At 40.1% G+C, this 21,466-nt stretch carries 22 protein-coding genes; 14 read left to right on the forward strand and 8 right to left on the reverse strand.

The window, feature by feature from the left end; genetic code table 11:
* Positions 1–174: 174 nt before the first annotated feature.
* The 6 genes from HMPREF0999_RS12740 to HMPREF0999_RS12765 form a co-directional block, all read right to left on the reverse strand.
* On the reverse strand, positions 175–525 hold the full coding sequence (locus tag HMPREF0999_RS12740; RefSeq protein ID WP_009276091.1) for a helix-turn-helix domain-containing protein: 351 nt from the start codon (positions 523–525) through the stop codon (positions 175–177).
* Positions 526–672: 147 nt separating this feature from the next.
* The gene (locus tag HMPREF0999_RS12745; RefSeq protein ID WP_010181862.1) at positions 673–942 is read right to left on the reverse strand and encodes a hypothetical protein; all 270 of its coding nucleotides are present in this window, start codon (positions 940–942) and stop codon (positions 673–675) included.
* Positions 943–1,096: 154 nt separating this feature from the next.
* Positions 1,097–1,324 carry a hypothetical protein gene (locus HMPREF0999_RS12750; protein ID WP_029257134.1) on the reverse strand — a complete coding sequence of 76 codons (228 nt, stop codon included), beginning with the start codon at positions 1,322–1,324 and terminating at the stop codon, positions 1,097–1,099.
* Between the two features lie 59 nt (positions 1,325–1,383).
* Positions 1,384–2,340 (reverse strand): ketopantoate reductase family protein, encoded by a 957-nt coding sequence (locus HMPREF0999_RS12755; RefSeq protein WP_009276094.1) that lies wholly within the window; start codon positions 2,338–2,340, stop codon positions 1,384–1,386.
* Positions 2,341–2,350: 10 nt separating this feature from the next.
* The gene (locus tag HMPREF0999_RS12760) at positions 2,351–3,169 is read right to left on the reverse strand and encodes an AraC family transcriptional regulator (RefSeq protein ID WP_009276095.1); all 819 of its coding nucleotides are present in this window, start codon (positions 3,167–3,169) and stop codon (positions 2,351–2,353) included.
* A gap of 369 nt (positions 3,170–3,538) precedes the next feature.
* Positions 3,539–4,411 carry a DMT family transporter gene (locus HMPREF0999_RS12765; RefSeq protein ID WP_005858422.1) on the reverse strand — a complete coding sequence of 291 codons (873 nt, stop codon included), beginning with the start codon at positions 4,409–4,411 and terminating at the stop codon, positions 3,539–3,541.
* Positions 4,412–4,573: 162 nt separating this feature from the next.
* Here HMPREF0999_RS12765 and HMPREF0999_RS12770 point away from each other — a divergent pair, with 162 nt between their 5' ends.
* From HMPREF0999_RS12770 to HMPREF0999_RS12800, 7 genes are all read left to right on the forward strand, one after another.
* Positions 4,574–5,047, forward strand: coding sequence for an Lrp/AsnC family transcriptional regulator (locus tag HMPREF0999_RS12770; RefSeq protein ID WP_009276097.1), 474 nt, complete (start codon positions 4,574–4,576; stop codon positions 5,045–5,047).
* A 101-nt stretch (positions 5,048–5,148) separates the two neighbouring features.
* The gene (locus HMPREF0999_RS12775; protein ID WP_009276098.1) at positions 5,149–5,955 is read left to right on the forward strand and encodes a helix-turn-helix domain-containing protein; all 807 of its coding nucleotides are present in this window, start codon (positions 5,149–5,151) and stop codon (positions 5,953–5,955) included.
* A 98-nt stretch (positions 5,956–6,053) separates the two neighbouring features.
* The gene (locus HMPREF0999_RS12780; protein WP_005858428.1) at positions 6,054–6,416 is read left to right on the forward strand and encodes a VOC family protein; all 363 of its coding nucleotides are present in this window, start codon (positions 6,054–6,056) and stop codon (positions 6,414–6,416) included.
* Between the two features lie 35 nt (positions 6,417–6,451).
* Positions 6,452–7,186, forward strand: a complete 735-nt coding sequence (locus tag HMPREF0999_RS12785; protein WP_009276099.1) for a class I SAM-dependent methyltransferase — start codon at positions 6,452–6,454, stop codon at positions 7,184–7,186.
* A gap of 77 nt (positions 7,187–7,263) precedes the next feature.
* Positions 7,264–7,938: a 7-cyano-7-deazaguanine synthase QueC gene (queC, locus tag HMPREF0999_RS12790; RefSeq protein ID WP_005858432.1), complete on the forward strand. Its 675-nt coding sequence runs from the start codon at positions 7,264–7,266 to the stop codon at positions 7,936–7,938.
* A gap of 9 nt (positions 7,939–7,947) precedes the next feature.
* Positions 7,948–8,412 carry a preQ(1) synthase gene (queF, locus tag HMPREF0999_RS12795; protein ID WP_005858434.1) on the forward strand — a complete coding sequence of 155 codons (465 nt, stop codon included), beginning with the start codon at positions 7,948–7,950 and terminating at the stop codon, positions 8,410–8,412.
* 87 nt (positions 8,413–8,499) lie between these two features.
* Positions 8,500–9,297 (forward strand): DUF1080 domain-containing protein, encoded by a 798-nt coding sequence (locus tag HMPREF0999_RS12800; protein ID WP_005858436.1) that lies wholly within the window; start codon positions 8,500–8,502, stop codon positions 9,295–9,297.
* 245 nt (positions 9,298–9,542) lie between these two features.
* Here the strand turns inward: HMPREF0999_RS12800 and HMPREF0999_RS12805 are convergent, their stop codons facing one another.
* Entirely contained in the window at positions 9,543–10,307 is a 765-nt protein-coding gene (locus tag HMPREF0999_RS12805; RefSeq protein WP_005858438.1) for a TIGR03915 family putative DNA repair protein, read from the reverse strand.
* Between the two features lie 26 nt (positions 10,308–10,333).
* Positions 10,334–11,593 carry a putative DNA modification/repair radical SAM protein gene (locus HMPREF0999_RS12810; RefSeq protein WP_005868650.1) on the reverse strand — a complete coding sequence of 420 codons (1,260 nt, stop codon included), beginning with the start codon at positions 11,591–11,593 and terminating at the stop codon, positions 10,334–10,336.
* 150 nt (positions 11,594–11,743) lie between these two features.
* Between HMPREF0999_RS12810 and HMPREF0999_RS12815 the strand changes: the two genes are divergently transcribed.
* From HMPREF0999_RS12815 to HMPREF0999_RS12840, 7 genes are all read left to right on the forward strand, one after another.
* A complete protein-coding gene (locus tag HMPREF0999_RS12815; protein ID WP_009276100.1) occupies positions 11,744–12,592 on the forward strand; it encodes a FecR family protein in 849 nt (282 codons plus the stop codon).
* 251 nt (positions 12,593–12,843) lie between these two features.
* A complete protein-coding gene (locus HMPREF0999_RS12820; RefSeq protein WP_010181890.1) occupies positions 12,844–16,155 on the forward strand; it encodes a TonB-dependent receptor in 3,312 nt (1,103 codons plus the stop codon).
* Positions 16,156–16,173: 18 nt separating this feature from the next.
* Positions 16,174–17,661 (forward strand): RagB/SusD family nutrient uptake outer membrane protein, encoded by a 1,488-nt coding sequence (locus HMPREF0999_RS12825; protein ID WP_009276102.1) that lies wholly within the window; start codon positions 16,174–16,176, stop codon positions 17,659–17,661.
* Complete coding sequence (locus HMPREF0999_RS12830) at positions 17,648–18,670, forward strand: sulfatase (protein ID WP_005858448.1); 1,023 nt, start codon at positions 17,648–17,650, stop codon at positions 18,668–18,670. The genes HMPREF0999_RS12825 and HMPREF0999_RS12830 overlap by 14 nt, the downstream gene beginning before the upstream one ends.
* 31 nt (positions 18,671–18,701) lie before the next feature.
* Positions 18,702–18,830, forward strand: coding sequence for a hypothetical protein (locus HMPREF0999_RS23170; RefSeq protein WP_012056225.1), 129 nt, complete (start codon positions 18,702–18,704; stop codon positions 18,828–18,830).
* Between the two features lie 6 nt (positions 18,831–18,836).
* Positions 18,837–20,432 carry a sulfatase gene (locus HMPREF0999_RS12835; protein WP_009276103.1) on the forward strand — a complete coding sequence of 532 codons (1,596 nt, stop codon included), beginning with the start codon at positions 18,837–18,839 and terminating at the stop codon, positions 20,430–20,432.
* Positions 20,433–20,512: 80 nt separating this feature from the next.
* On the forward strand, positions 20,513–21,463 hold the full coding sequence (locus HMPREF0999_RS12840) for a glycerophosphodiester phosphodiesterase family protein (protein WP_005858452.1): 951 nt from the start codon (positions 20,513–20,515) through the stop codon (positions 21,461–21,463).
* Positions 21,464–21,466 lie beyond the last annotated feature (3 nt).

Genomic DNA, 21,466 nt, shown 5'->3' on the forward strand with positions numbered 1-21,466 from the left:
TATAAATGGTTACGAATGTAACCCATTAAAGCCGAAGGCTTTGCCCCGCAGGGCAAGAGGGAAGAACAGGACTTGTCCAGTTCCCTCTTGCTTCATTTAGCGAAACGAGCCGAGCCACAGGGCAAGGCGGTTTCTGCTAAATGGGGAGCGGTGGAACTTCATCAGGCGGTAATATCATCCACCTTGCTTTGCTTCGGTTTGCTTATCAAGCTGATTCTCCTTTTTGAACCGCTCATAGGTCATACAATCGGCATTTTCTTGAACAAATGCCCGAATGTCCGACGCCCGATAATAGGTCTTATGGCTTATCGTAAAGTAAGGGAGTTTGCCACTTGCCCGATAGCGTTGCAGAGTTCGGAAAGATACTTTTAGCAGGAAAGCTAAATCCTGATTGTCGAGTATCTTATCATTTTCGTCCAATACCTTGTCAGTATTGATAAGCGATTTCAGGTCTTGCCCGATTTCAGAGAGTTTTTTAGATAGTCGTTCCATCCACTTGTCGAAGTTTTCGTTGTCTATATACATTTTGCTTCATTTTTTAGTTGAACATTAAGTTTTCCAATCGATTGATGAAACAAAGGACGGAAGAATAAGGAAATAAAAATAGAGGAGTCCGGTATTGACCCCTCTATATTATAAATGCAAATTATTATTTATCAACCTGTTGCAAAATCATCTTTTTTCATCTTTATTTTTCAGTGTTTCCGCTTGTCGTTTCTTATATTCTTTAATAAGGACAACTTTTAAAGCATCCAGTGTCTTGGTGAGATTGTATGGCTTGCGTTTGAAAAGTTCGCTCTGACGGTCATAGATACCGTTAAAACTAAATCCGAAAGCCTGTTCAAAGACTTCCGAAAAAGCAATGATAGTTGGATTCTTGCCTGTGTTGTCGATGATACCACCAAACAACATCAAAGCTGAAAGAATTTCAGTCATACCCATAATTCCAAGATGTTGGAACTTAGGTATGACCGATAAAGGTGATTCAAATGTCAATGGAGTTGCCAAAGGAAACGATTCAGGATGTGTAATTTTGAAATTTAGTAGTTCCAGTTCTGTGCTAATAATTGCCAGTGTCTTTTGTAGGAATAGCTTTTTAAGCGCATTTTTCCCCCTGTCCGTAAAGAGGTACTGTTTCGAGTGAGGCTATCTCAATACGGGTAGCTACAAGAATACGGTAGACTGTGGAATAATCACTTCCATCCCCCACGATTCTTATTTGTTCAACAAATTCGCCATAAGCATTTTGCATTTCTTCGTTACTTACTTCCTGTGAGGTTTCAGACAATAGTCCGAATATCCTCATTTGTAATAAATCATTCATAAGCATAAATTAATTGAATTATATCAAGGAACAGCCTTGTATACTGAATGATTAATGCATTAATTGAATATCCCCTCTTTTATTTGCTTAAGAATGTAAACTTTAACTCCGTGTTTTTCTCCGTCCGTTATAATGTCTTCAAACATTTTCTTCATTTCATCAGGTGAATGCTGGGTATGCCCGTCAAACATAAGGCATAATGCTTCATTACCATAAACCTTCTTGGCTATTGGAATTGCAATAAAGAAAGGTAAAAAGTAAAGCCCATTAGCTTTTACTGCTTTCGGATTATAACCTAACTTTTGACATACCTCTAACCCTTCTCTGATAGCCTTTATTGCTTCCTTTAGAATATCAGAGTTGCTCGCAAAATTCCGTCCGCTTTTAGCTTTCATGATTCCCGCAGACAATCCAGCAGCAACTGCATAGTGGGTTATAAGCCAAATTTTAATTTGATTGTAGATAATTGGTTTGAGATTAGCATCTTCAAATGCATCAGCTATTTTCCGTACTCGTTCAGATATTTCTCCATTCGGTTCTCCTAATGGAGTATGCGATTGTTTTAATCCAGAAATAGCACTATATATACAACCTGCATCTCTGCCACCGCCTACCATAAAGGGAAATCCGAAAAAATATTGTTTCTCGGAAAGATATTTATTAATGCTATCCAAATCATCAATCCACATATTTTGAAAGAAAAGAATATGAGCGTTTCCTGCTGACTTGGAGAGAACAGGTAGTATTTCTTTCAAATGAAGATTGTTTGTTGTTACAATAATGTATTCAAAATTGTTATCTGCTGACAAGGAATCTATAACATCAGGCTTAAAAACAATATCCTCTATTTCCTTTTTTCCTCCTCTAAAATCTGCACAGTGGATATGAATGCCTTCTTCCTTTGTAGCTTGTTTCTTTTCAGGTCTAACCAAAACAGCTATTTCGTGACCCGCTTTTGATAATTGCCAACCGTAGGTAGTTCCTACAATTCCCGCTCCGTAAATTAGTATTTTCATATTGGGTTGCTTATATTCTTATATCTACAAAAAAAGATTGAAACAATGACCTATTATCAGAATAAGGGTCTGCATTTGATAAAAACTCATTCGGAGTGTATCCTGACAGAAATTTCACTTCTCTTATTAAATGAGATTTGTCGTAATATCCACATTTGCAAGCAATTTCATTTAGATTTGCTGAAGAATTCGTTTGCAACGAATGTAGCGTTTTTGAAAATCGGTTTATCTGAATGAACTCCTTTGGGTTTAATCCTACATATTCTGAAAAAAGTCGTTTGAATTGTTTATATCCAAGACAAGCTCTGTCAGCCAATTTAGAAATATTGCTTTCTCCCATTTCTATTGATTGAATAACTGAAGTATATCGCTTATAGTTATAATCTTCGCCACTATTGAGATATCCTAACAAAAAATTCTCTATCAAACAGACAACTCTTTGCTCATCAGGAGTGTCAAGCAAACGTATTTCTAATTCTTTAAATCGTGGGCTTAGTAAGTCCAACCCGACATTTTGTCCTTTAAGCTCACTACCTGACATATTCAATAGCATTTTAATACCAATAGGCTGGAAAACGACTATTACGATATTCAGATTGTCAAAGCACATATTTACGGGTCTAACGGATTGTCCAAAAAGATATGACTTCGGATACAAGCCGTATTCTTCCGAATAGATATTACCTCCCCGATTAAATATTAGTCCTGCGTATCCAGAAGGAATAGCACGTTGTTTGCCTTGACTTGTGCTATCTGCGGATAGAAACCAATATTCCTTGACATACGGTGCAAGTAATGGTGATGGCGATATAGACAAAAATCTCTCCATATAAACAATTTAGGCAAAAATAAAGCATATTATTTAAGATTGCGGTGTACAAAAAGGACATTTTTGCTTTATTTGTAGCAATATGAAGCAACTTTCTGCTTCGATGGGGATATTTTCAATATAATAGTCAATAAAACTATTCTTTAAATTTCCAAATTATGACGATTCCTCGTATATTTGCAAAAGGAAATGTGTTGTGAAGAATTTCGCCGCAAAGTAGTGCAAAAATTTGGTGGAGCAATAGCGGGAGATTACTTCTTTTTTGAAAATATATCTATAAGAAATACAGCCACTTAAGTCAAAATGACGATTTCTGGTGGCACCACTGAAAATCAAAGGGTTACTCATATGAGTAACCCTTCTTTATTTTTACCTCTCTGCGATATAAACTCCACTAATAATGGCTAAAGCGCCAATACCAGAAGCTATCGTAATAGTTTCTGATAGAAAAATCGCAGAAGTTATCAAGGTGACCAGAGGAACAATGTAAATATAATTGGCTGTTTTTGATGCTCCGAGGGCTCTGACTGCCGTATTCCACATGATATAACAAAGCATTGAGGCGATGACACCCAGAAATAATATATTTAAATATACGACTGGCAGTTTCAATAACTCTAGTTTGATATTTAAAGGGTAGATCGCAAAATAGAAGAAAAGAGAAAGTATCCCATAAAAAAATACTTTTCGTGTAATAAACAAGGTGGGATAAGAACGACTCAAACGCTTTAGGATAAGACAGTAAAAAGCCCACATCGTAGCGGCAACTAAAGTGAGAAAATCACCAAGTGGATTTACTTTTAAAAGAACACTGCCGTTGAAAACAACTAATCCGACTCCAAATAAGGCAACTAAAGATCCATATAACAGTCCTTTCCTAAGAGATTCTTTATAAAATAGGTGAGACAATACCGTTGTAATGATCGGTGCTGTACAGATCAATAATGAAACGTTGGAAGCCAATGTGATGCCCAGTGCCGTATTCTCCGCTATGAAGTATAGGGAACCACCACATAATCCAGACAAGAACAATAAGAATTCATCTTTTACGCAATTAGCCCACAACCGTCGATGCGCTATAGTCAAAATACAAAAATACGCAAGCACGAAACGGTATAACAATATCTCAACCGGTGATAATCCTGTATTAATCAGTATTTTTGTGGAGACAAACGTTGTTCCCCATATAATGACTGTCAATATGGCGATACTATGATACAGAAGATCTTTACTTTTAAACATAATTGTGTTAGAATTAGATTTTTATTTGCTGCAAAGTTATTTAAAGAAGATTGTTTTCCTATACGTCAAGCTTAAATACGATAATTTTCCTATTTTTGTCCTGTTTTGCATTCTATAATTCTAATTCGGGGATATTAAATCAAATAAAACAGGAAAAAAACTATGGCACTACTTGATGAGACAGATATTGAAATTCTTCATTCTTTGCAAAAGGACGCGAAGATCAATACAAAAGAGCTTTCTGAGAAACTTCATATCTCCAAGACTCCTATTTACGAACGAATCAAACGTTTAGAAAACGAAGGATATATAAAAGGATATGTGGCATTGGTCGACAATAAAAAAATAGGATTACCCTTGATCATTTTCTGTAATGTATCTTTAGCTGTACACGATGATGAGCATATCGAACGCTTCAAAGAAGAAATACGGAATATCGATGAAATAATGGAATGTTACTCGACGGGAGGTATTTATGATTTCTTTGTCAAAGTGGTTCTTAAGGATTTAGATGCCTATAATCAATTTGTGTTCGAGAAATTAACCAAGGTTCATGGCATCGTGAAGATGCAAAGCTCTTTTGTGCTTAATGAAATCAAGCATACTACAGTTTTGAATATACCCAAAAATAGTTGATTGAAGCTTAATGTCGCAGTATTAATATGAAATGTCTCTTTTTTACTATAGAATTGATTAGGGGTTATTTATCTTTGCCCCGATAAATTAAATTCTATAAGATGCAGTCATTTAAAATAATAAAGCCTATTCATATATTAACTCCTTATGTAAGATATTATTGGATACTGGAAGATGGCGCGGATGTTTCTGTATCTGAACGGACTTTACCAACGGGCTGCATACAATTAGTATTTCATAGGGGTAAAAGGCTTTTATTAGTAGGAAAAAAAGAATCGCAGCCTCAAGCGTTCATCTGTGGGCAATGCCTCAACTTTTCAGATGTGATGTCAGCCGGAAAGATTGAAATGATCACGGTTGTTTTTCAGCCGTATGCGGCAAGAGCCATCCTTCAACTTCCCCTTAAGTTCTTTTATGGAGAACTTATAGCGGTGGATGCTATAGAAGATTTGGAATTATCAATATTATCCAGAAAAGTGATAGAGGCTGATGATCATGAAACTTGCATCCGCTTGATCGAGCAGTTTTTGATTCACCGTCTTTATAGGTTTGAAGGCTATGAATATAACTTAAAGCGAATATCCGCAGTCCTCCATCAAATAAATGAACAAGCGAAAACTAATATTTCTGAGTTATCTGAAACCGCATGCCTAAGTTCTAAACAGTTCAACCGCATTTTCTTAGATTATGTAGGAGCTACGCCCAAAGAGTTTCTTCGTATCGTTAGGATGCAACGGGCTTTATTTAAGGTACAACAGAATCCATCCATTTCATTCGCTCAATTAGCTTATGAATGTGGGTTTTCTGATCAGTCACATATGATAAAAGAGTTTAAGCTGTTTTCCGGCTATACACCCACGGAGTATCTTTCCTTATGCGCTCCTTATTCTGATTATTTCTCGGAGTGATCAAGATGTCCTTTTTCTTCTATCCTATAGATACGATACGCTCTACTTTTGTGATGTCTTCGCGAGGACATTAACAGTAACTATAAAAAGAAAACAAAATGAACAATTTAATTGCTTTTTTCGAGATTCCAACTGTAGACTTTTATCGAGCGATCAATTTCTATGAAACTATTTTGGGGTTAAAACTATCGGTTTTCGAGTGTGAGACAGAGAAGATGGCTTGTTTTATCGAGCAAGGAGAAGTGGTTGGGGCTTTGTTCTACGCTCCTAGTTATCAACCTTCGCCGGATGGTATCTTAATCCATTTTAATAGCCAAGATATCGAGGACACTTTATCTAAAGTATTGGATAAAGGGGGTAAAATTATTATACCCAAGACAAAGATTGAAGCGGAAAATAAAGGATACTTCGCCGTTTTAGAAGATAGCGAAGGAAATCATGTCGGTATCTACGAAAAATAAGTATCTTCGGCCAAGATATCCCTACAATATATAATATGAAAGAAAATAAGTATGATGATGAACGCTTTTTCAGTCAATACAGTCAGATGTCTCGCTCTGTACAAGGGCTGAGAGGAGCAGGAGAATGGCATGAGCTAAAGAAGATGTTGCCTGATTTTAACGGAAAGCGTGTATTGGATTTAGGGTGTGGTTTTGGCTGGCATTGTCGATATGCCATAGAGCGAGGGGCGACCTTCGCTTTAGGCATTGACCTTTCTGGGAAGATGTTAGACAAGGCACGGGAGATAAATTCCTCCCCGTTGATCGAATATAAAAGAATAGCAATCGAGGATTTTGATTTTGCTCCAAATTCTTTTGACATCGTGATCAGCTCCTTGACATTCCATTATCTCGAGTCGTTCGATACGGTTTGTACAGAGGTATATAAATGTTTAACGCAAGAGGGTGTCTTTGTCTTCTCTGTGGAACATCCCGTTTTTACTGCTTATGGCAATCAAGATTGGATTTACGATTCGGCGGGGAAACCTGCGCATTGGCCGGTGGATCATTATTTTCAAGAGGGAGTCCGGCATGCTCGTTTTTTGGGAGAGGATGTAACCAAATATCATAAGACACTTACGACTTACGTGAACGGATTGATCAAGGCGGGTTTCTGTATCACCCATCTGGTGGAGCCTCAACCGGACGAATCGATGCTGGATACGGTTCCCGGGATGCGAGACGAACTTCACCGTCCGATGATGTTGCTTATCGCCGCTCGAAAGAATTAAAAAAAAGCGTATCTTTGTGGCTGAAAAGATGTCTTTTCCGTGTGCTTGCTAAACCACGTATTAAAAACAAGAAAGATATGAAACAACAAGATGCCGCTTTGGTATGCTTCTCGGGTGGACAAGATTCCACGACTTGCCTTTTCTGGGCGAAGAAGCATTTTTCACGTGTAGAGGCCGTATGCTTCACATACGGACAGAAACATTCCTTGGAAATAGAGGTCGCTCGAAAGATCGCTGCGGATGCGGACGTACCTTTTCAGTTATTGGACGTATCGCTTATCAGCCAGTTAGATCCCAATTGCTCGCTTACGAATGCGAGCATAGAGATGGATCAAGAGAAGCCGGAGGATAGCTATCCGAATACGTTTGTGCCCGGCCGTAATATGGTATTCCTTACTTTCGCCGCTATCTTAGCCCGTGGTAAGGGGATTTATCATTTGGTAACGGGTGTCTCCGAGGCTGATTATAGTGGTTATCCGGATTGCCGGGATACGTTCGTGCGTTCTCTTAACGTAACATTAAATCTGGCGATGGATGAGCAATTCGTAATTCATACCCCGCTTATGGACCGGGATAAGAGCGAAGTCTGGGAATTGTCGGACGAACTGGGCGTCTTTGATCTAGTACGTACGCAGACGCTGACTTGCTATAACGGTGTTATGGCTGAGGGATGTGGGCATTGTCCGGCTTGCAAACTTCGTAAGGACGGATTGGAGAAATATCTGAAAAGGAAAGAAGAGAATCAAAAGTAAATGAAAGAAATGGACGAGAGAAAACAAGAAGGAGAGTTGCATTTATTAGGTGGCTCTACCGTATATAAACAGGATTACGCTCCGGAGGTATTGGAGGCATTTACGAACAAGCATCAAGGAAATGATTATTGGGTACGGTTTAATTGCCCGGAATTCACCAGTCTCTGCCCGATTACCGGACAACCGGATTTCGCTACGATTCATATCGATTATATCCCCGACGTGAAAATGGTAGAGAGCAAGAGCTTGAAGCTTTACTTATTCAGCTTCCGCAACCATGGGGCGTTTCATGAGGATTGCGTGAATATTATCATGAAGGACTTGATAAAATTAATGGATCCGAAATATATCGAAATTACTGGTATATTCACACCGAGAGGCGGTATAAGTATTTATCCGTATTGCAATTACGGTCGTCCGAACACCAAGTTTGAGCAGTTGGCCGAGAAAAGATTATTTGATCATAATCAATAAGATTTCTGACAAATCGTTATCAGTCTCGGCAAAAAACGGTATATTTGCAGCAAGAAATGTTAACTAACTAATAAATCATTTTAGACCATGAACAAAAGATTGCTTACAGTTGCGGCTTTCGCTTTAGCGGGTTGCGTTACCGTTGTCGCTCAAGACAAGAAAAAAGAGTTCAAGATGCCTACAGGTTATGCGGGTATCACGCATGAGATGTCCGAGTTTTACGAACCTGTTCCGCCGGTAGTCACTCCGGGTACAGATTTAAAAGGTGGAGGTTTCACGGCTCCTTCCGACGCTATCGTTTTGTTTGACGGCAAGGATCTTTCCGCTTGGGAGAGCGTAAAGGGCGGTGCCGCCGAATGGGATGTAAAAGATGGCGTATTTACCGTAAACAAGAAGAAGGGTGACATCCAGACCAAACAGAAATTCAACGATTTCCAGATGCACATCGAGTGGCAGGTCCCGACGAATATTACCGGTGAGAGCCAGTCGAGAGGTAACAGCGGTATTTTCCTGCAAGGGATGTATGAGGTTCAAGTGTTAGACTGCTACAATAACCCGACTTACGTGAACGGCCAGACTGGTAGTATCTACAAACAATCCATTCCTTTGGCCAACGCCATGCGTAAACCGGGCGAATGGAACGTATACGATATCATTTATACCGCCCCCACTTTCAAGGAAGATGGTTCTTATCGCACGCATCCAACCGTAACGGTTATCCAGAATGGCGTGGTTTTGCAGAACCATACGACGATATTGGGTACGACAGAGTGGATCGGTTTCCCACAAGTGAAGAAACATGGCGCAGGCCCTATCATCCTACAGAGCCATGGCGATCCTAGCGAGCCGATCAGCTTCCGTAATATCTGGATTCGTGAGCTATAAGAGAAACGTGTTGATTGTAATAAGAAGGGATGGACTTGATATTAAGCTCATCCCTTTTTCGTTAAATAACAGGCTGGTTTTATATGAGAGAAACATTTTTTTCTATAGCACGAAATTTTAGTTTTCCTTAGATGAAACAAAAGTTTTCCAATGGAGAAACTCTAGTTTCCTGCTGAAAAAACTTTAGTTTTTCGATAATGAAATTAACAAAAACTGTAATTGGCTGATTAATAGCAATTATACTATTATCTCTTCTCCGGCATATATTTCCAAAAACGAGCCGGCATATGTTGGCGATGAAGCCGTGGGTTTAAACGCTCCTTGATAGCGATAGACTTAAAATACTCCTTCCACATACTTTGAAAAAGTTTCTCATCCTTATCCATGATATCCTCACTAAGCAATCCGGTCAATAAGTGTGAATCTTTCTCTTCGAAACGGACTTCTATCGTATCGTTAAGATCATAATAATATCCATACTCTCTTTTTAAGTCGTAAATGAGCCATTGCTGATCAGCGAAACGGTCTTGCGCATAAGGTAATACCAAAGGTAATACGTTATATATAGGTGCGATGGCAGCAAAGTAAGTTCCATCCGCCGCTTTTTGGAAACGAAAGAATTGCATCACTCGCAAGCGTTCGTTGTTTACTTTCTTCCAGATCTTGGCCGTTTCCAATATGTCCGGGTCACCAAGATTGAACTCAATCGTGGCTGGAGCATCGATCGCTTTGCGGATATATCTGAATAACAACAGGTCTACTTCCGGTAATTCCGACAACCAAGTTACCGTCAACCCGGAAAGAGAAGACTTGGAGATTTTCTTCTCAAGCCCTTTCCATACCCGCTCTGCTTTCCGGTCGTCCGTATAAATCCGGATCGCCTCGTCATAGAACAATGGAAATGGCTCGCCCTCGGTTACTAACAAATCCGGAAAAGTCCGGCGGGAATAGGCATCGAATACAGCGGTAAGCAATCCCTCAAAAGTCTTGTCGTAAACAAATATAATCATTATCAATCCTTCTTATAAAACAGGCGTTAATCTATAAAAGGCAGTATAAGCTGCCGATCGTCTACTTTCTTTCCGCTCTTTCTCGTCAATAGTTGCCGGACGGTTTCAGGGCTGACCTCATTCACGGTCTGCGTCGGGAGTTCCCGGCAAGTAATAAAATAGCTAGCCTTTTTCATGACCACTCCTATTTTCTTCAACTGCTCTGAACCGAGATTAGCGTAACGCCGGGAAACAATTATGATCTTTGCCGATTTCACGCCAATTCCCGGAACCCGAAGAAGCATCTCGTAATCCGCTTTATTGATATCTACTGGAAAGACCTCCGGATGCCGCAGGGCCCAAGCCAACTTCGGGTCCACGTCTAGATCCAGATCCGGATATGCGTCATTGACAATCTCATCTACCTTGAATTGATAAAAACGCAATAACCAATCCGCTTGATATAAACGATTCTCACGGACCAGCGGAGGCGTGGTAAGTGCCGGAAGACGGTTATCATACGCATTTACCGGAATGAATCCCGAATAGTAAACACGCTTCATCGTAGGTCTCTGATATAAGGCCGATGATAGACGAAGTATATCCTTGTCGGTATCCGCCGTAGCGCCAACGATCATCTGTGTGCTTTGCCCGGCGGGAGCGAATCGTGGGGCATACCGGAAACGCTTGCGTTCCTCGGCGCTTTGTAATACACCTTGTTGGATATAACGCATAGGGGCAAATACGCTTTTAAAATCCTTTTCCGGAGCTAGAGTCCGCAAGCTCGCCTCATTCGGGATCTCTATATTCACGCTTAAACGATCGGCGTAAAGCCCAGCCTCATTTACCAATTCTTGGCTGGCTCCGGGGATACTCTTCATATGTATGTATCCATTGAAGTGATGTACGAGGCGCAAATCCTTGATGGCTCTCACCAACCGTTCCATCGTGTAATCCGGGTTTCGGACCACGCCGGAGCTTAAAAACAATCCTTCAATGTAATTACGTCGGTAAAACTCGATCGTAAGATTCACCAACTCGGTAACGGAAAGCGTAGCTCTCGGTAAATCATTACTTCGCCGGTTGATGCAGTAGGCGCAATCGTACATACAATAATTCGTCAGCATGATCTTTAAAAGCGAGATACACCGTCCGTCCTCAGCGAAACTATGGCAAATACCCCATCCAGCGGCACTTCCTATAGCCCCGCTCTTATGCGAACGGGAGGTTCCGCTGGAAGCGCAGGATACGTCATATTTTGCCGACTCGGCCAAGATTTTCAATTTCTCGAGCACTTTCTCGTCCATAATTTCACCGATATGTTTCGTACAAAGATAATGATCTCATGGGAAAAAGCCTCCATTTATAACTTCCTCATTATTTTTTTCGAAAAAAATAGCCAATCCCTTTAAACGAATTTAGCATACCCTTACTCCTCATCATAAGAAAGACAAAATATGGAAACAAGAAAAGAGGTCATAAAGCAAATGGGTGATGAGATGAAAGAGGATATTTTCCTTGAGGTGAACCGTCGTATCCATCGTAATCTACGTAAAAGATTTTGGTTGAAAGCATCCGCTATCGCCGCCTCTATTGCTCTTTTACTGGGAGTCTCTAATTATATCTCATATCATGAAGGCTATAAGAACCAAAACAGCCAAATGGTCGAGATGGCAAACCCGATGGGCATGAGGTCATCGATTGTTTTATCGGATGGAACACGAGTGATTCTGAACGCAGGTACTACCCTTAGCTATCCGGCCGCTTTTGTCTCAAGCCAAAGAGAAGTGAAAGTGAACGGGGAAGCTTTCTTCGAAGTATCACATGATAAGGACCACCCATTTATCGTAAGTGCGGAAAACGTGAAGGTGAAGGTACTTGGAACTAAGTTTAACGTGAAAGCCTATAAAGAAGATGACCATATAGAGGTCACTCTTACTGAAGGAAAAGTAGGTGTCGGACTAGGAGAACATCACGACATGATGTACATTTCTCCGGGCCAACAAGCTCTTTTCAATAAGATGAAACAGTCTTTTTCGAAATATGAAGTAAATTTAGACTACTATACATCATGGAAAGAAGGTAAGTTCTACTTTAAAAGTGTAACCTTTCTAGAGATAGCCAAGCAACTAGAACGTCGGTTCAATGTACATATATCGGTTGAACCGGCAAAACTTCAAAGAACCGTTTTTTCAGGTGATTTTGTGCGGGGTGAAAACTTAGAGCAAATACTTCGGATTATTACCGCAGATAAACGAACGGACTACACCATGCGAGGTGACAGTATATGCATCTATGAGAAATAAAACAATTGAGTATTAATCTTATAAAAATGATACGAATATGAAAGACACGACATGAAAATAACAAAAAAACGGAAAATGCTACCAACATCTTCCGTTTTGAGAGAATGATCTTAGTTCGAATTATAGCGACACAATTACAAACCTAAAATCAATACGAAGATATGCATTTTAAATTAAATATTAGGCGTTATTCGCCGATTTCTCACTTCCATAAAATCGTTAATATTATGAGATTATCCCTAGTACTATGTATGTTGACTATTTTCTGCGCATCGGCTACCGTAAGTTATTCGCAGGTCAACGAGATTTCTCTTCATTTGGAAGATGCCACGTTGGAACAAGCTCTTGAGGCGATCAAGCAACAGAGTGAGTATTCGTTTTGGTATAGAAACGATGAGATTAATCTAGGCCGTAAGGTTTCTGTAAATATCAATAATCAGAATATCGCAAATGTATTAGATAGGCTACTAGCCACTCAAGGACTGGCTTATACCATTAACGAAAAGCATATTGTTATTTACAAAACAAACGAGAAAGCTTCTCATCCTATGATTACGAATAATAAAAAAATAACCGGAAAAGTGACAGATGAGAAGAATGAACCTATCATTGGAGCGAACGTAGTAGTAAAAGGCTCTACAACTGGTACAATTACTGACATGGATGGCAATTTCACATTAGAGGTACCCGATCAAGCTACTTTACTTGTATCCTATATCGGCTATACTCCTAAAGAAGTGGCGGTTAAAAATCAAAACAATCTTTCTATCATGATGATAGAAGACTCGAAGACAATTGATGAAGTTGTAGTTATCGGCTACGGTTCTGTGAAAAAAAGTAATCTGACAGGAGCTGTTTCCTCTGTAAAAACAACAGAGATACAACAAACTCCTATGACTTCTATCGACCAAGGATTAGTAGGCCGGGCTTCCGGTGTACAAGTTACGCAAACTTCGGGTATGCCCGGAGCGGTAGCGTCTATCCGTGTACGTGGTAGTAGCTCTTTACAAGGAGGAAATGAGCCGCTTTATGTAATCGATGGTTTTCCCGTATATAGTGGGACAGGTTTCGGCTCGACGGGTGGTAATACACAAATCAGTGGATTATCTACGGTAAACCCTTCTGATATTGAATCTATCGAGATTCTAAAAGATGCTTCCGCAACAGCCATTTATGGAGCACGTGCCGCTAATGGTGTTGTACTTATTACGACGAAGAGTGGTAAGAAGGGACGTGATATAATAACTTTTGAATCTAGTTTTGGTGTACAAAACGTAGCAAAAACCATCGATGTCATGAATGCGCAAGAATATGCGGCATTGGTTAATGAGGCCTATACGAACGATGGATTGGATGCGCCCTATAACACTACACAATTAGGCGAAATCGCTAAATTGGGTAATGGAACAAATTGGCAAGATGAAATTTTCCGTCCAGCTATGATTCAAAGTTATCAATTGACGTTTTCCGGAGGTGATAACAAAACAACATATGCGATCTCAGGGGGGTATTTTGATCAAAAGGGTGTAATTATTAACTCGGATTTCAAACGTTACTCATTACGATTGAATCTTGATAGACAAATATTCAATACACTGAAAGTCGGCACTCATATGTCTGGTACCCACACGATCAGTAGAACATCGGCAACAGATGTCGGTGGACGTGACGGAGTCGTGAACGGCGCTTTGAAAATGAATCCCATCCAGTCTGTCTATGCGAATGAAGAGACGGGTGAGTATACGCCAACTAACGACCCCGGGTTATTAATCCCGAATCCGGTAGCTACCGCAAAAGAAGAAATATACAATAATGCGACTACACGTGTGTTAGGTGATGTTTATGCGGAATGGGAATTCTTAAAAGACTTAAAGCTTAAAGTATCTTTGGGGATGGATATTATGTATTTGAAGCAAAATAAATATACTCCGTCAAATATCTACCAATCGTTAGGTATCGCATCTGCGAAAGTCGGTGTAAACCGTTCTATTAACTGGCTGAACGAGAATATACTTACTTGGAATAAGACATTCAAGGATATTCATTCCTTGAATATTTTAGGAGGCTTCACCATTCAAAGAAATAATGTGGAATCCGTAACGGGAGCATCTTCTAATTTCGTGAACGATGTCATGAAGTATAATAACCTAGGAGCCGGATCTATTTATGATAAACCGGAATCTTCTGCTACTCAATGGAGCCTTATGTCTTATTTGGCACGTATTAATTATTCGTTATATGACCGGTATTTATTCTCTGTTAACGGACGTGTGGATGGTTCTTCTCGTTTTGGTGGCAACAATAAGTATGGATTTTTCCCTTCGGGTTCTGTGGCATGGCGTATCTCTGAGGAAGGTTTTATGGAACCGGTTAAAGCTGTCATTAATAATTTAAAGTTACGTACCAGTTATGGCTTCACTGGAAATACAGAAATCGGAGTTTACGAATCCTTGGCTACATTGGAAAGTAATAGTTGGACAATCGGAAATCAATTGGTTTCTGGATTTTATCCGAACAGGATACCTAATCCTGACTTGAAATGGGAAAAAACAGGGCAATTTGATATTGGTTTTGATCTTGGGCTATTTAATAATCGCTTACGTTTAACGGCCGACTATTATTATAAAAAAACAACGGACTTATTATATAATGTAGCGATTCCTAGCGCCTCCGGTTATGATTCTATGTTGAAAAATATTGGTAGTGTCCAAAATAAAGGTTACGAGCTTTCTATTGAGAGTGACAACTTAAGCGGGGCATTCTCATGGACAACAGCCTTTAATATTTCATTCAACCGGAATAAAGTATTAGAGTTGGGTGGGGAAACGTATAAAGATGTAGGTACATACGACGATCATTTAAAGACGAGTGATATCCGTCGCTTGATCGTTGGTCAACCAATTGGAGTATTTTATGGCTATCGTTTTGACGGCATTTTCCAAAATGAAGCAGAATGTGCTCAACAAACTTCTTCACCCTCGCCTATCGGTGTCGGACTCCGTCGTTATAAGGACTTGAATGGAGACGGTAAGATTGATGCCACAAACGATCGGGAGATATTGGGAGACGCAAATCCGAAATTCTTTGGAGGTATGACCAACACGTTTGCTTATAGAGGATTTGAGTTGAACGTATTCTTACAATACTCATATGGGAATAAGATTTTCAATTATAACGCAATGGAGCTTGAGTCGCCGACTGGTGGACAAAATGTATATCAGGATCTCGTGAACCGTTGGACACCTACGAATCCAAGTAATGAATACCAAAAAGCGACAACGAATCGGAATAATATCGTAAGTGATCGGTTCATTGAAGACGGTTCTTTCTTGAAATTAAAAACAGTCTCATTGTCTTATAGTTTCCCGAAATTAAATTGGAAACATATCGGAGGTCTGCGATTGTACGTAACCGGACAAAACTTATTGACTTGGACTAAATACAGAGGCTATGATCCGGAAGTGAGCTATCGAGGCGCTTCAACTTTAGAGGCAGGAGAGGACTTTGGCGGTTATCCGCAAGCCCGTACCTTTATGTTTGGCATCAAATTGGACATTAAATAACTTTTAAATCGACTCAAAATGAAAAAATCGTTCATATATATATTTTCAGCTTTCTGTTTCTCTTGTGGAATCAACAGTTGTTCTTTCCTTGACGAGAATCCCGTGGACCGTTTGGTCGTGGATAATTTTTATACAAGCGAGAAAGACGCACAGGCAGCGGTAGATGCTACTTATCAGCAATTAAACAGCTTATATAACCGTTTGATGTATATGATGGCAGAGCTACCTACCGATATGATGAAAAATGGTTTAGGTATGCCGAACGCAAACTTACAAGACTTGGAGTTTCTGCGATTTAACTCTCAGAATACATTTGTAAAAGATATGTGGAAAAATTGTTATTCCGGTATTTCTAGGGCAAATACGGCGATTGCTAAGATTCCAGAGATCAAAATGAATGAAAGTAAAAAGAACCGATTGATCGCTGAGGCTCGTACACTTCGTGCTCTATACTATTTCAACCTCGTTCGTTTCTTCGGCGATGTTCCTTTGATCTTAGACTTGAAGACCGTAGAAGATTCAAAAGGACCACGTGATTCTAAAGAACTGATTTATGATCAGATTATAGAAGATCTTACATTTGCGGAAGAACATCTTCCTTTAAGATCTGAATATTCAGCTTCCGATGAGGGCCGTATCAACAAAGGAGCCGCTAAAATTTTATTCGGTAAAGTCTATTTAACTAAAGGGGATTTCCAAAAGGCGAAAGATAAATTGGCAGAGGTAGTCGAGCATGAATCTGAATATGGTTTCGGTTTACACAAAGATTACCATGCGAACTGGCTTCGAGATACAGAGGCTGGTATTGAGGCTGTACTTTATATTGAGTATAAAGAACCTCCATTTCAACATAATGGTGAAATGGCGCTTGCTGGTCCGAAATATTCCATTCCGGGGAGCTTAGGAATCTCTGCCCTTAATGAGGCTGATATCCCAACACAAGAATTGTATGACCAGTTTGATAATCGAGATTTGAGAAAAAAGACTAATTTTAAAACAGAGTTCGCTCATCTTAAAACCGGTGAAATATTGAAATCAAGTATACCACTTAGCGGTAAGTTCTGGGTTGAAGGGCTTGAAACGGGTGACCGTTGCGATGTAAATATGCACATTATCAGGTATGCGGACGCTATATTAATGTATGCAGAGGCATTAAATGAGGTGGGCAAATCTACAAAGGCTCTCGCTATGTTAAACAGGATACGGGAACGTGCTTTTGGTGATGATTCTGGAAACTTTAAACCTATGTCGAAGGATGAGTTTCGTACAGCTATATTAAATGAACGACGGCTGGAATTCCCTCACGAAGGACATCGTTGGTTCGATTTAGTACGTACCGGTACATTTATTCAACGAATGAAAGAGCATAGTGCATATGAAGCAAAAGTAGCGGAAGCTAATAAAACTGAGATTGCGCAAAATATCAAGGAGCATATGATCCTTATGCCGATCCCTCAATCCGAGATAGACTTGAATCCTAATTTAGTACAAAATGCGGGATATTAGAAAATTGTTATTTATAACTGGGGTAGCAACTGTTACCCCGGTTATTATACAAGCCCGGGACAAACTTCCTAATATCGTGATCTTTTTTATGGATGATATGGGATATGGCGATTTAACAATCACCGGTGCTTCTGGATATAACACGCCTACTATTGACCGACTGGCCTCTGAAGGAATGTTTTTTACCCACTTTTATGCAGCCCAACCTATAAGTAGCGCATCGAGAGCCGGATTAATTACAGGGTGTTATCCAAATCGAGTGGGGATTTCGGAGGCATTGATGCCTCAAGGCCGTATAGGAGTGGCCCCTAATGAGGAAACTCTTCCGGAAATATTAAAAACTAGAGGTTATTCTTGTGGAATGGTCGGTAAATGGCATTTAGGTCACCTTTATCCATTTTTGCCTTTGCAACAAGGATTTGATGAGTATCTTGGGTTGCCTTATTCCAATGATATGTGGCCAGTAGATTATGACGGGAATAGAGTGACTCCAGCATCTAATTTACCAAACAAATTACGGCATCCGACATTACCATTAATCGACGGAAATGAAAAAATAAGAGAATTGTGGACATTGGATGATCAAGCCGAGCTTACTACATTATATACGGAACGGGCGATCCAGTTTATCAAAAAGAATCGTGAACAACCATTTTTTCTTTACTTTGCTCACTCGATGCCACATGTTCCGCTTGCTGTATCTAACAAATTTAGAGGCAAGAGTAAACAAGGTTTATATGGGGATGTCATGCTTGAGGTAGATTGGAGTGTCCAACAAGTTCTAGAAACAATAGAGGAATTAAACCTAGATGAAAATACTTTGATTATCTTTACGTCGGATAATGGGCCTTGGTTTAGTTTTGGTAATCATGCCGGGAGTACCGGAGGTTTGAGAGAAGCGAAAGCTACCACGTTTGAGGGAGGACAACGTGTTCCTTGTATCATGTGTTGGAAAGGAGTGATTCCTAGAGGTACTGTTTACAATCAATTAGCCAGTACGATTATATGATTTGCGTAGAGATCCGGGAGAAAGATATGATGTGAAAGATCAATATCCGGAGGTGGTTCGTCTATTACAATCTATAGCAGAAGAGGCTCGGTTGGATCTGGGAGATGATCTCACGGGACAAATAGGTTTGAATCGTCGGGAAGTAGGTTACATAAAATAATTATATATGAAAAATACTATTAATTATGGAGCTATATTAGCCCCTGCCCTTTTATTCTCCGCATGCGGAACCGGGCAAAAAGAAGTGGCAGAGAAGCCGCTCAATATCATTCATATCATGACGGATGATCATTCGTATCAAACTATTAGCGCTTATGGACATGCGCTAGGTAAATTGGCACCAACACCAAATTTAGATCGTTTGGCTGCGGAAGGAATGTTGTTCCGGCAAGCTTTCGTAGAGAATTCTCTGTCTACTCCTAGCCGTGCATGTTTGATGACCGGTCTTTATAGCCATCAAAACGGACAAAGACAATTAGGAAAAGGTATTGATACGACAAAAGTATTCTTCTCTGAAATCTTACAACAGCACGGTTATCAGACAGGTGTTGTCGGTAAATGGCATATGCAATGTGAACCGAAAGGTTTTGATTATTATCATGTGTTATGGGATCAGGGAGATTATTATAATCCGGAGTTTAAAAGCAAAGAATCGAATGGCAAGTATGTAAAAGAAGAGGGATATGCGACGACCCTTACGACCGATCACGCTATCGAGTTTTTGGAAGAGAGGGATAAGGATAAGCCTTTCTGCCTGCTGGTTCATCATAAGGCTCCACATCGTAACTGGATGCCGGATACAAAATATATGGATTTATATGAGGATGTAGAGTTCCCATATCCAGATACTTTCAATGATAATTATGCCACTCGTTGCGATGCCGCACGTACACAAGAGATGAGTATAGACAAAAATATGACTTTGGTTTATGATTTGAAGGTAGATGAGCTTAAAGATAAGGAGGCTTATAAAAAGGAATGGAATATTGATGGCTGGCAGGCCTCTTTGGATCGTATGACCCCGGAACAACGGGAGGCTTGGATCGCTTCTTATAAGCCCCGCAACGAAAAATTCATTAACGAGAACCTGAAAGGCGAGGATTTGGTTAAATGGAAATATCAACGTTATATCAAGGATTACGTACGTTGCATCAAATCTATTGACGATGAGGTGGGGCGTTTGATCGCCTATTTGGAAAAAGAAGGGCTTATGGATAATACCGTGATCGTTTATACCTCGGATCAAGGTTTTTACATGGGTGAACATGGCTGGTTCGACAAACGTTTCATGTATGAGGAATCTTTCCGTACGCCGTTGATTATCCGTTATCCTGCTAAAATCAAGGCGGGAAGTGAATGTACAGCCTTAGTACAGAACATTGACTATGCCTCGACTTATCTGGATATAGCCGGTATCGAGAAACCTGATTATATGGTAGGAACTTCTTTAGTCCCCTTGTTTGGAGGCGAGACTCCAAAAGATTGGCGCGAGTATCTGTATTATCATTATTATGATTATCCAGCTATCCATATGGTACGTCGTCACGATGGCGTGCGTGACAGTCGTTATAAATTGATCCATTTCTATGGAGAGAAGAATGAGCATAATGATGCGATTAGCTGCAACGAGCTTTACGATTTGCAAAGTGATCCGAATGAGCTGAATAATTTATACGATAATCCGGAATATGCCGATATCCAAACTCGCCTGCAAGCACGTTTGGATAAGTTCCGTGTAGACCAGAAAGTTGACGAATATTAAGGTGCTAACTCTGTAAAATCATTTATTTTGTGTAAGTTTGGCGGATAGAAAGAATCATTCACCTAAAATACGATCGTGAAATGAAACTCAATTTATCCGCCAGATTTTTAATGCTGGCCCTGCTTTGTGGTTCTTGCGTATTGAACACGCCAAAGGAGGAGCTTGAATACAACGGAATGAATACGCTACAGATATCAAATGTAGATGATTTGATATCTTTCTACCAATATGCGGATGACCGAATTCCTTTAATTAGCGGACACCGAGGTGGACGGGGAAAAGGCTATCCTGAGAACAGTATGGAAACCTTTGAAAATACCCTCTCTTATACTCCTGCCACGTTCGAGATAGATCCGAGGTTAACCAAAGATAGTGTTATCGTCCTTTTCCACGATGATACACTGGAGCGTACCAGTAATGGGACCGGGAAAGTTTCTGATTATACTTGGGAAGAATTGCAAAATTTCCGTTTGAAGGATCCCGAAGGAAATATCACAAACTATCGTATCCCGACTTTAGAGGAAGCGATTCGTTGGGCTCGTGGAAAAACAATCCTAATCCTTGATAAGAAGGATGTTCCTATGGAGCGCACTGCTCAGTTGATTACCGATATGCAAGCGGAACCTTATGTAATGATTACGGTTCATGATGGTGCCTCGGCTCGTTTCTTTTACGAGAAAAATCCGAATTTCATGTTTGAGGCTTTTGTAAAAACGAAAGAGGCGGTTCAAGACTATGAGGATAACGGTATACCTTGGAATCATATCATGGCTTACGTAGGACCTAAGATTACCCCCGAAGTCCGTGAGGTGATCGATATGTTACATGAAAGAGGTGTCATGTGCATGATATCTACCGCTCCCTCCGACGATAAACTATCCACACCCGAAAGTCGTGCTGAAGCATACCGTATGATCATCCGTCAAGGCGTGGACATCATAGAGTCTGACCGACCTATAGAGGTTGCTGAAGCGATCTCTAGCTTGATTCCGGTTAGCAGTTCCAAAGGAAAGTTTTTCTCTACACTATAAACA

Origin of the sequence: Parabacteroides sp. D25 (assembly GCF_000307475.1) — a bacterium.
Lineage (GTDB): Bacteria > Bacteroidota > Bacteroidia > Bacteroidales > Tannerellaceae > Parabacteroides > Parabacteroides distasonis.

Coding starts and splice junctions, on each gene's coding strand:
- HMPREF0999_RS12740 (WP_009276091.1), bottom strand. CDS start 525: ATGTATATAGACAACGAAAACTTCGACAAGTGGATGGAACGACTATCT.
- HMPREF0999_RS12745 (WP_010181862.1), bottom strand. CDS start 942: ATGGGTATGACTGAAATTCTTTCAGCTTTGATGTTGTTTGGTGGTATC.
- HMPREF0999_RS12750 (WP_029257134.1), bottom strand. CDS start 1,324: ATGAATGATTTATTACAAATGAGGATATTCGGACTATTGTCTGAAACC.
- HMPREF0999_RS12755 (WP_009276094.1), bottom strand. CDS start 2,340: ATGAAAATACTAATTTACGGAGCGGGAATTGTAGGAACTACCTACGGT.
- HMPREF0999_RS12760 (WP_009276095.1), bottom strand. CDS start 3,169: ATGGAGAGATTTTTGTCTATATCGCCATCACCATTACTTGCACCGTAT.
- HMPREF0999_RS12765 (WP_005858422.1), bottom strand. CDS start 4,411: ATGTTTAAAAGTAAAGATCTTCTGTATCATAGTATCGCCATATTGACA.
- HMPREF0999_RS12770 (WP_009276097.1), top strand. CDS start 4,574: ATGGCACTACTTGATGAGACAGATATTGAAATTCTTCATTCTTTGCAA.
- HMPREF0999_RS12775 (WP_009276098.1), top strand. CDS start 5,149: ATGCAGTCATTTAAAATAATAAAGCCTATTCATATATTAACTCCTTAT.
- HMPREF0999_RS12780 (WP_005858428.1), top strand. CDS start 6,054: ATGAACAATTTAATTGCTTTTTTCGAGATTCCAACTGTAGACTTTTAT.
- HMPREF0999_RS12785 (WP_009276099.1), top strand. CDS start 6,452: ATGAAAGAAAATAAGTATGATGATGAACGCTTTTTCAGTCAATACAGT.
- queC (WP_005858432.1), top strand. CDS start 7,264: ATGAAACAACAAGATGCCGCTTTGGTATGCTTCTCGGGTGGACAAGAT.
- queF (WP_005858434.1), top strand. CDS start 7,948: ATGGACGAGAGAAAACAAGAAGGAGAGTTGCATTTATTAGGTGGCTCT.
- HMPREF0999_RS12800 (WP_005858436.1), top strand. CDS start 8,500: ATGAACAAAAGATTGCTTACAGTTGCGGCTTTCGCTTTAGCGGGTTGC.
- HMPREF0999_RS12805 (WP_005858438.1), bottom strand. CDS start 10,307: ATGATTATATTTGTTTACGACAAGACTTTTGAGGGATTGCTTACCGCT.
- HMPREF0999_RS12810 (WP_005868650.1), bottom strand. CDS start 11,593: ATGGACGAGAAAGTGCTCGAGAAATTGAAAATCTTGGCCGAGTCGGCA.
- HMPREF0999_RS12815 (WP_009276100.1), top strand. CDS start 11,744: ATGGAAACAAGAAAAGAGGTCATAAAGCAAATGGGTGATGAGATGAAA.
- HMPREF0999_RS12820 (WP_010181890.1), top strand. CDS start 12,844: ATGTTGACTATTTTCTGCGCATCGGCTACCGTAAGTTATTCGCAGGTC.
- HMPREF0999_RS12825 (WP_009276102.1), top strand. CDS start 16,174: ATGAAAAAATCGTTCATATATATATTTTCAGCTTTCTGTTTCTCTTGT.
- HMPREF0999_RS12830 (WP_005858448.1), top strand. CDS start 17,648: ATGCGGGATATTAGAAAATTGTTATTTATAACTGGGGTAGCAACTGTT.
- HMPREF0999_RS12835 (WP_009276103.1), top strand. CDS start 18,837: ATGAAAAATACTATTAATTATGGAGCTATATTAGCCCCTGCCCTTTTA.
- HMPREF0999_RS12840 (WP_005858452.1), top strand. CDS start 20,513: ATGAAACTCAATTTATCCGCCAGATTTTTAATGCTGGCCCTGCTTTGT.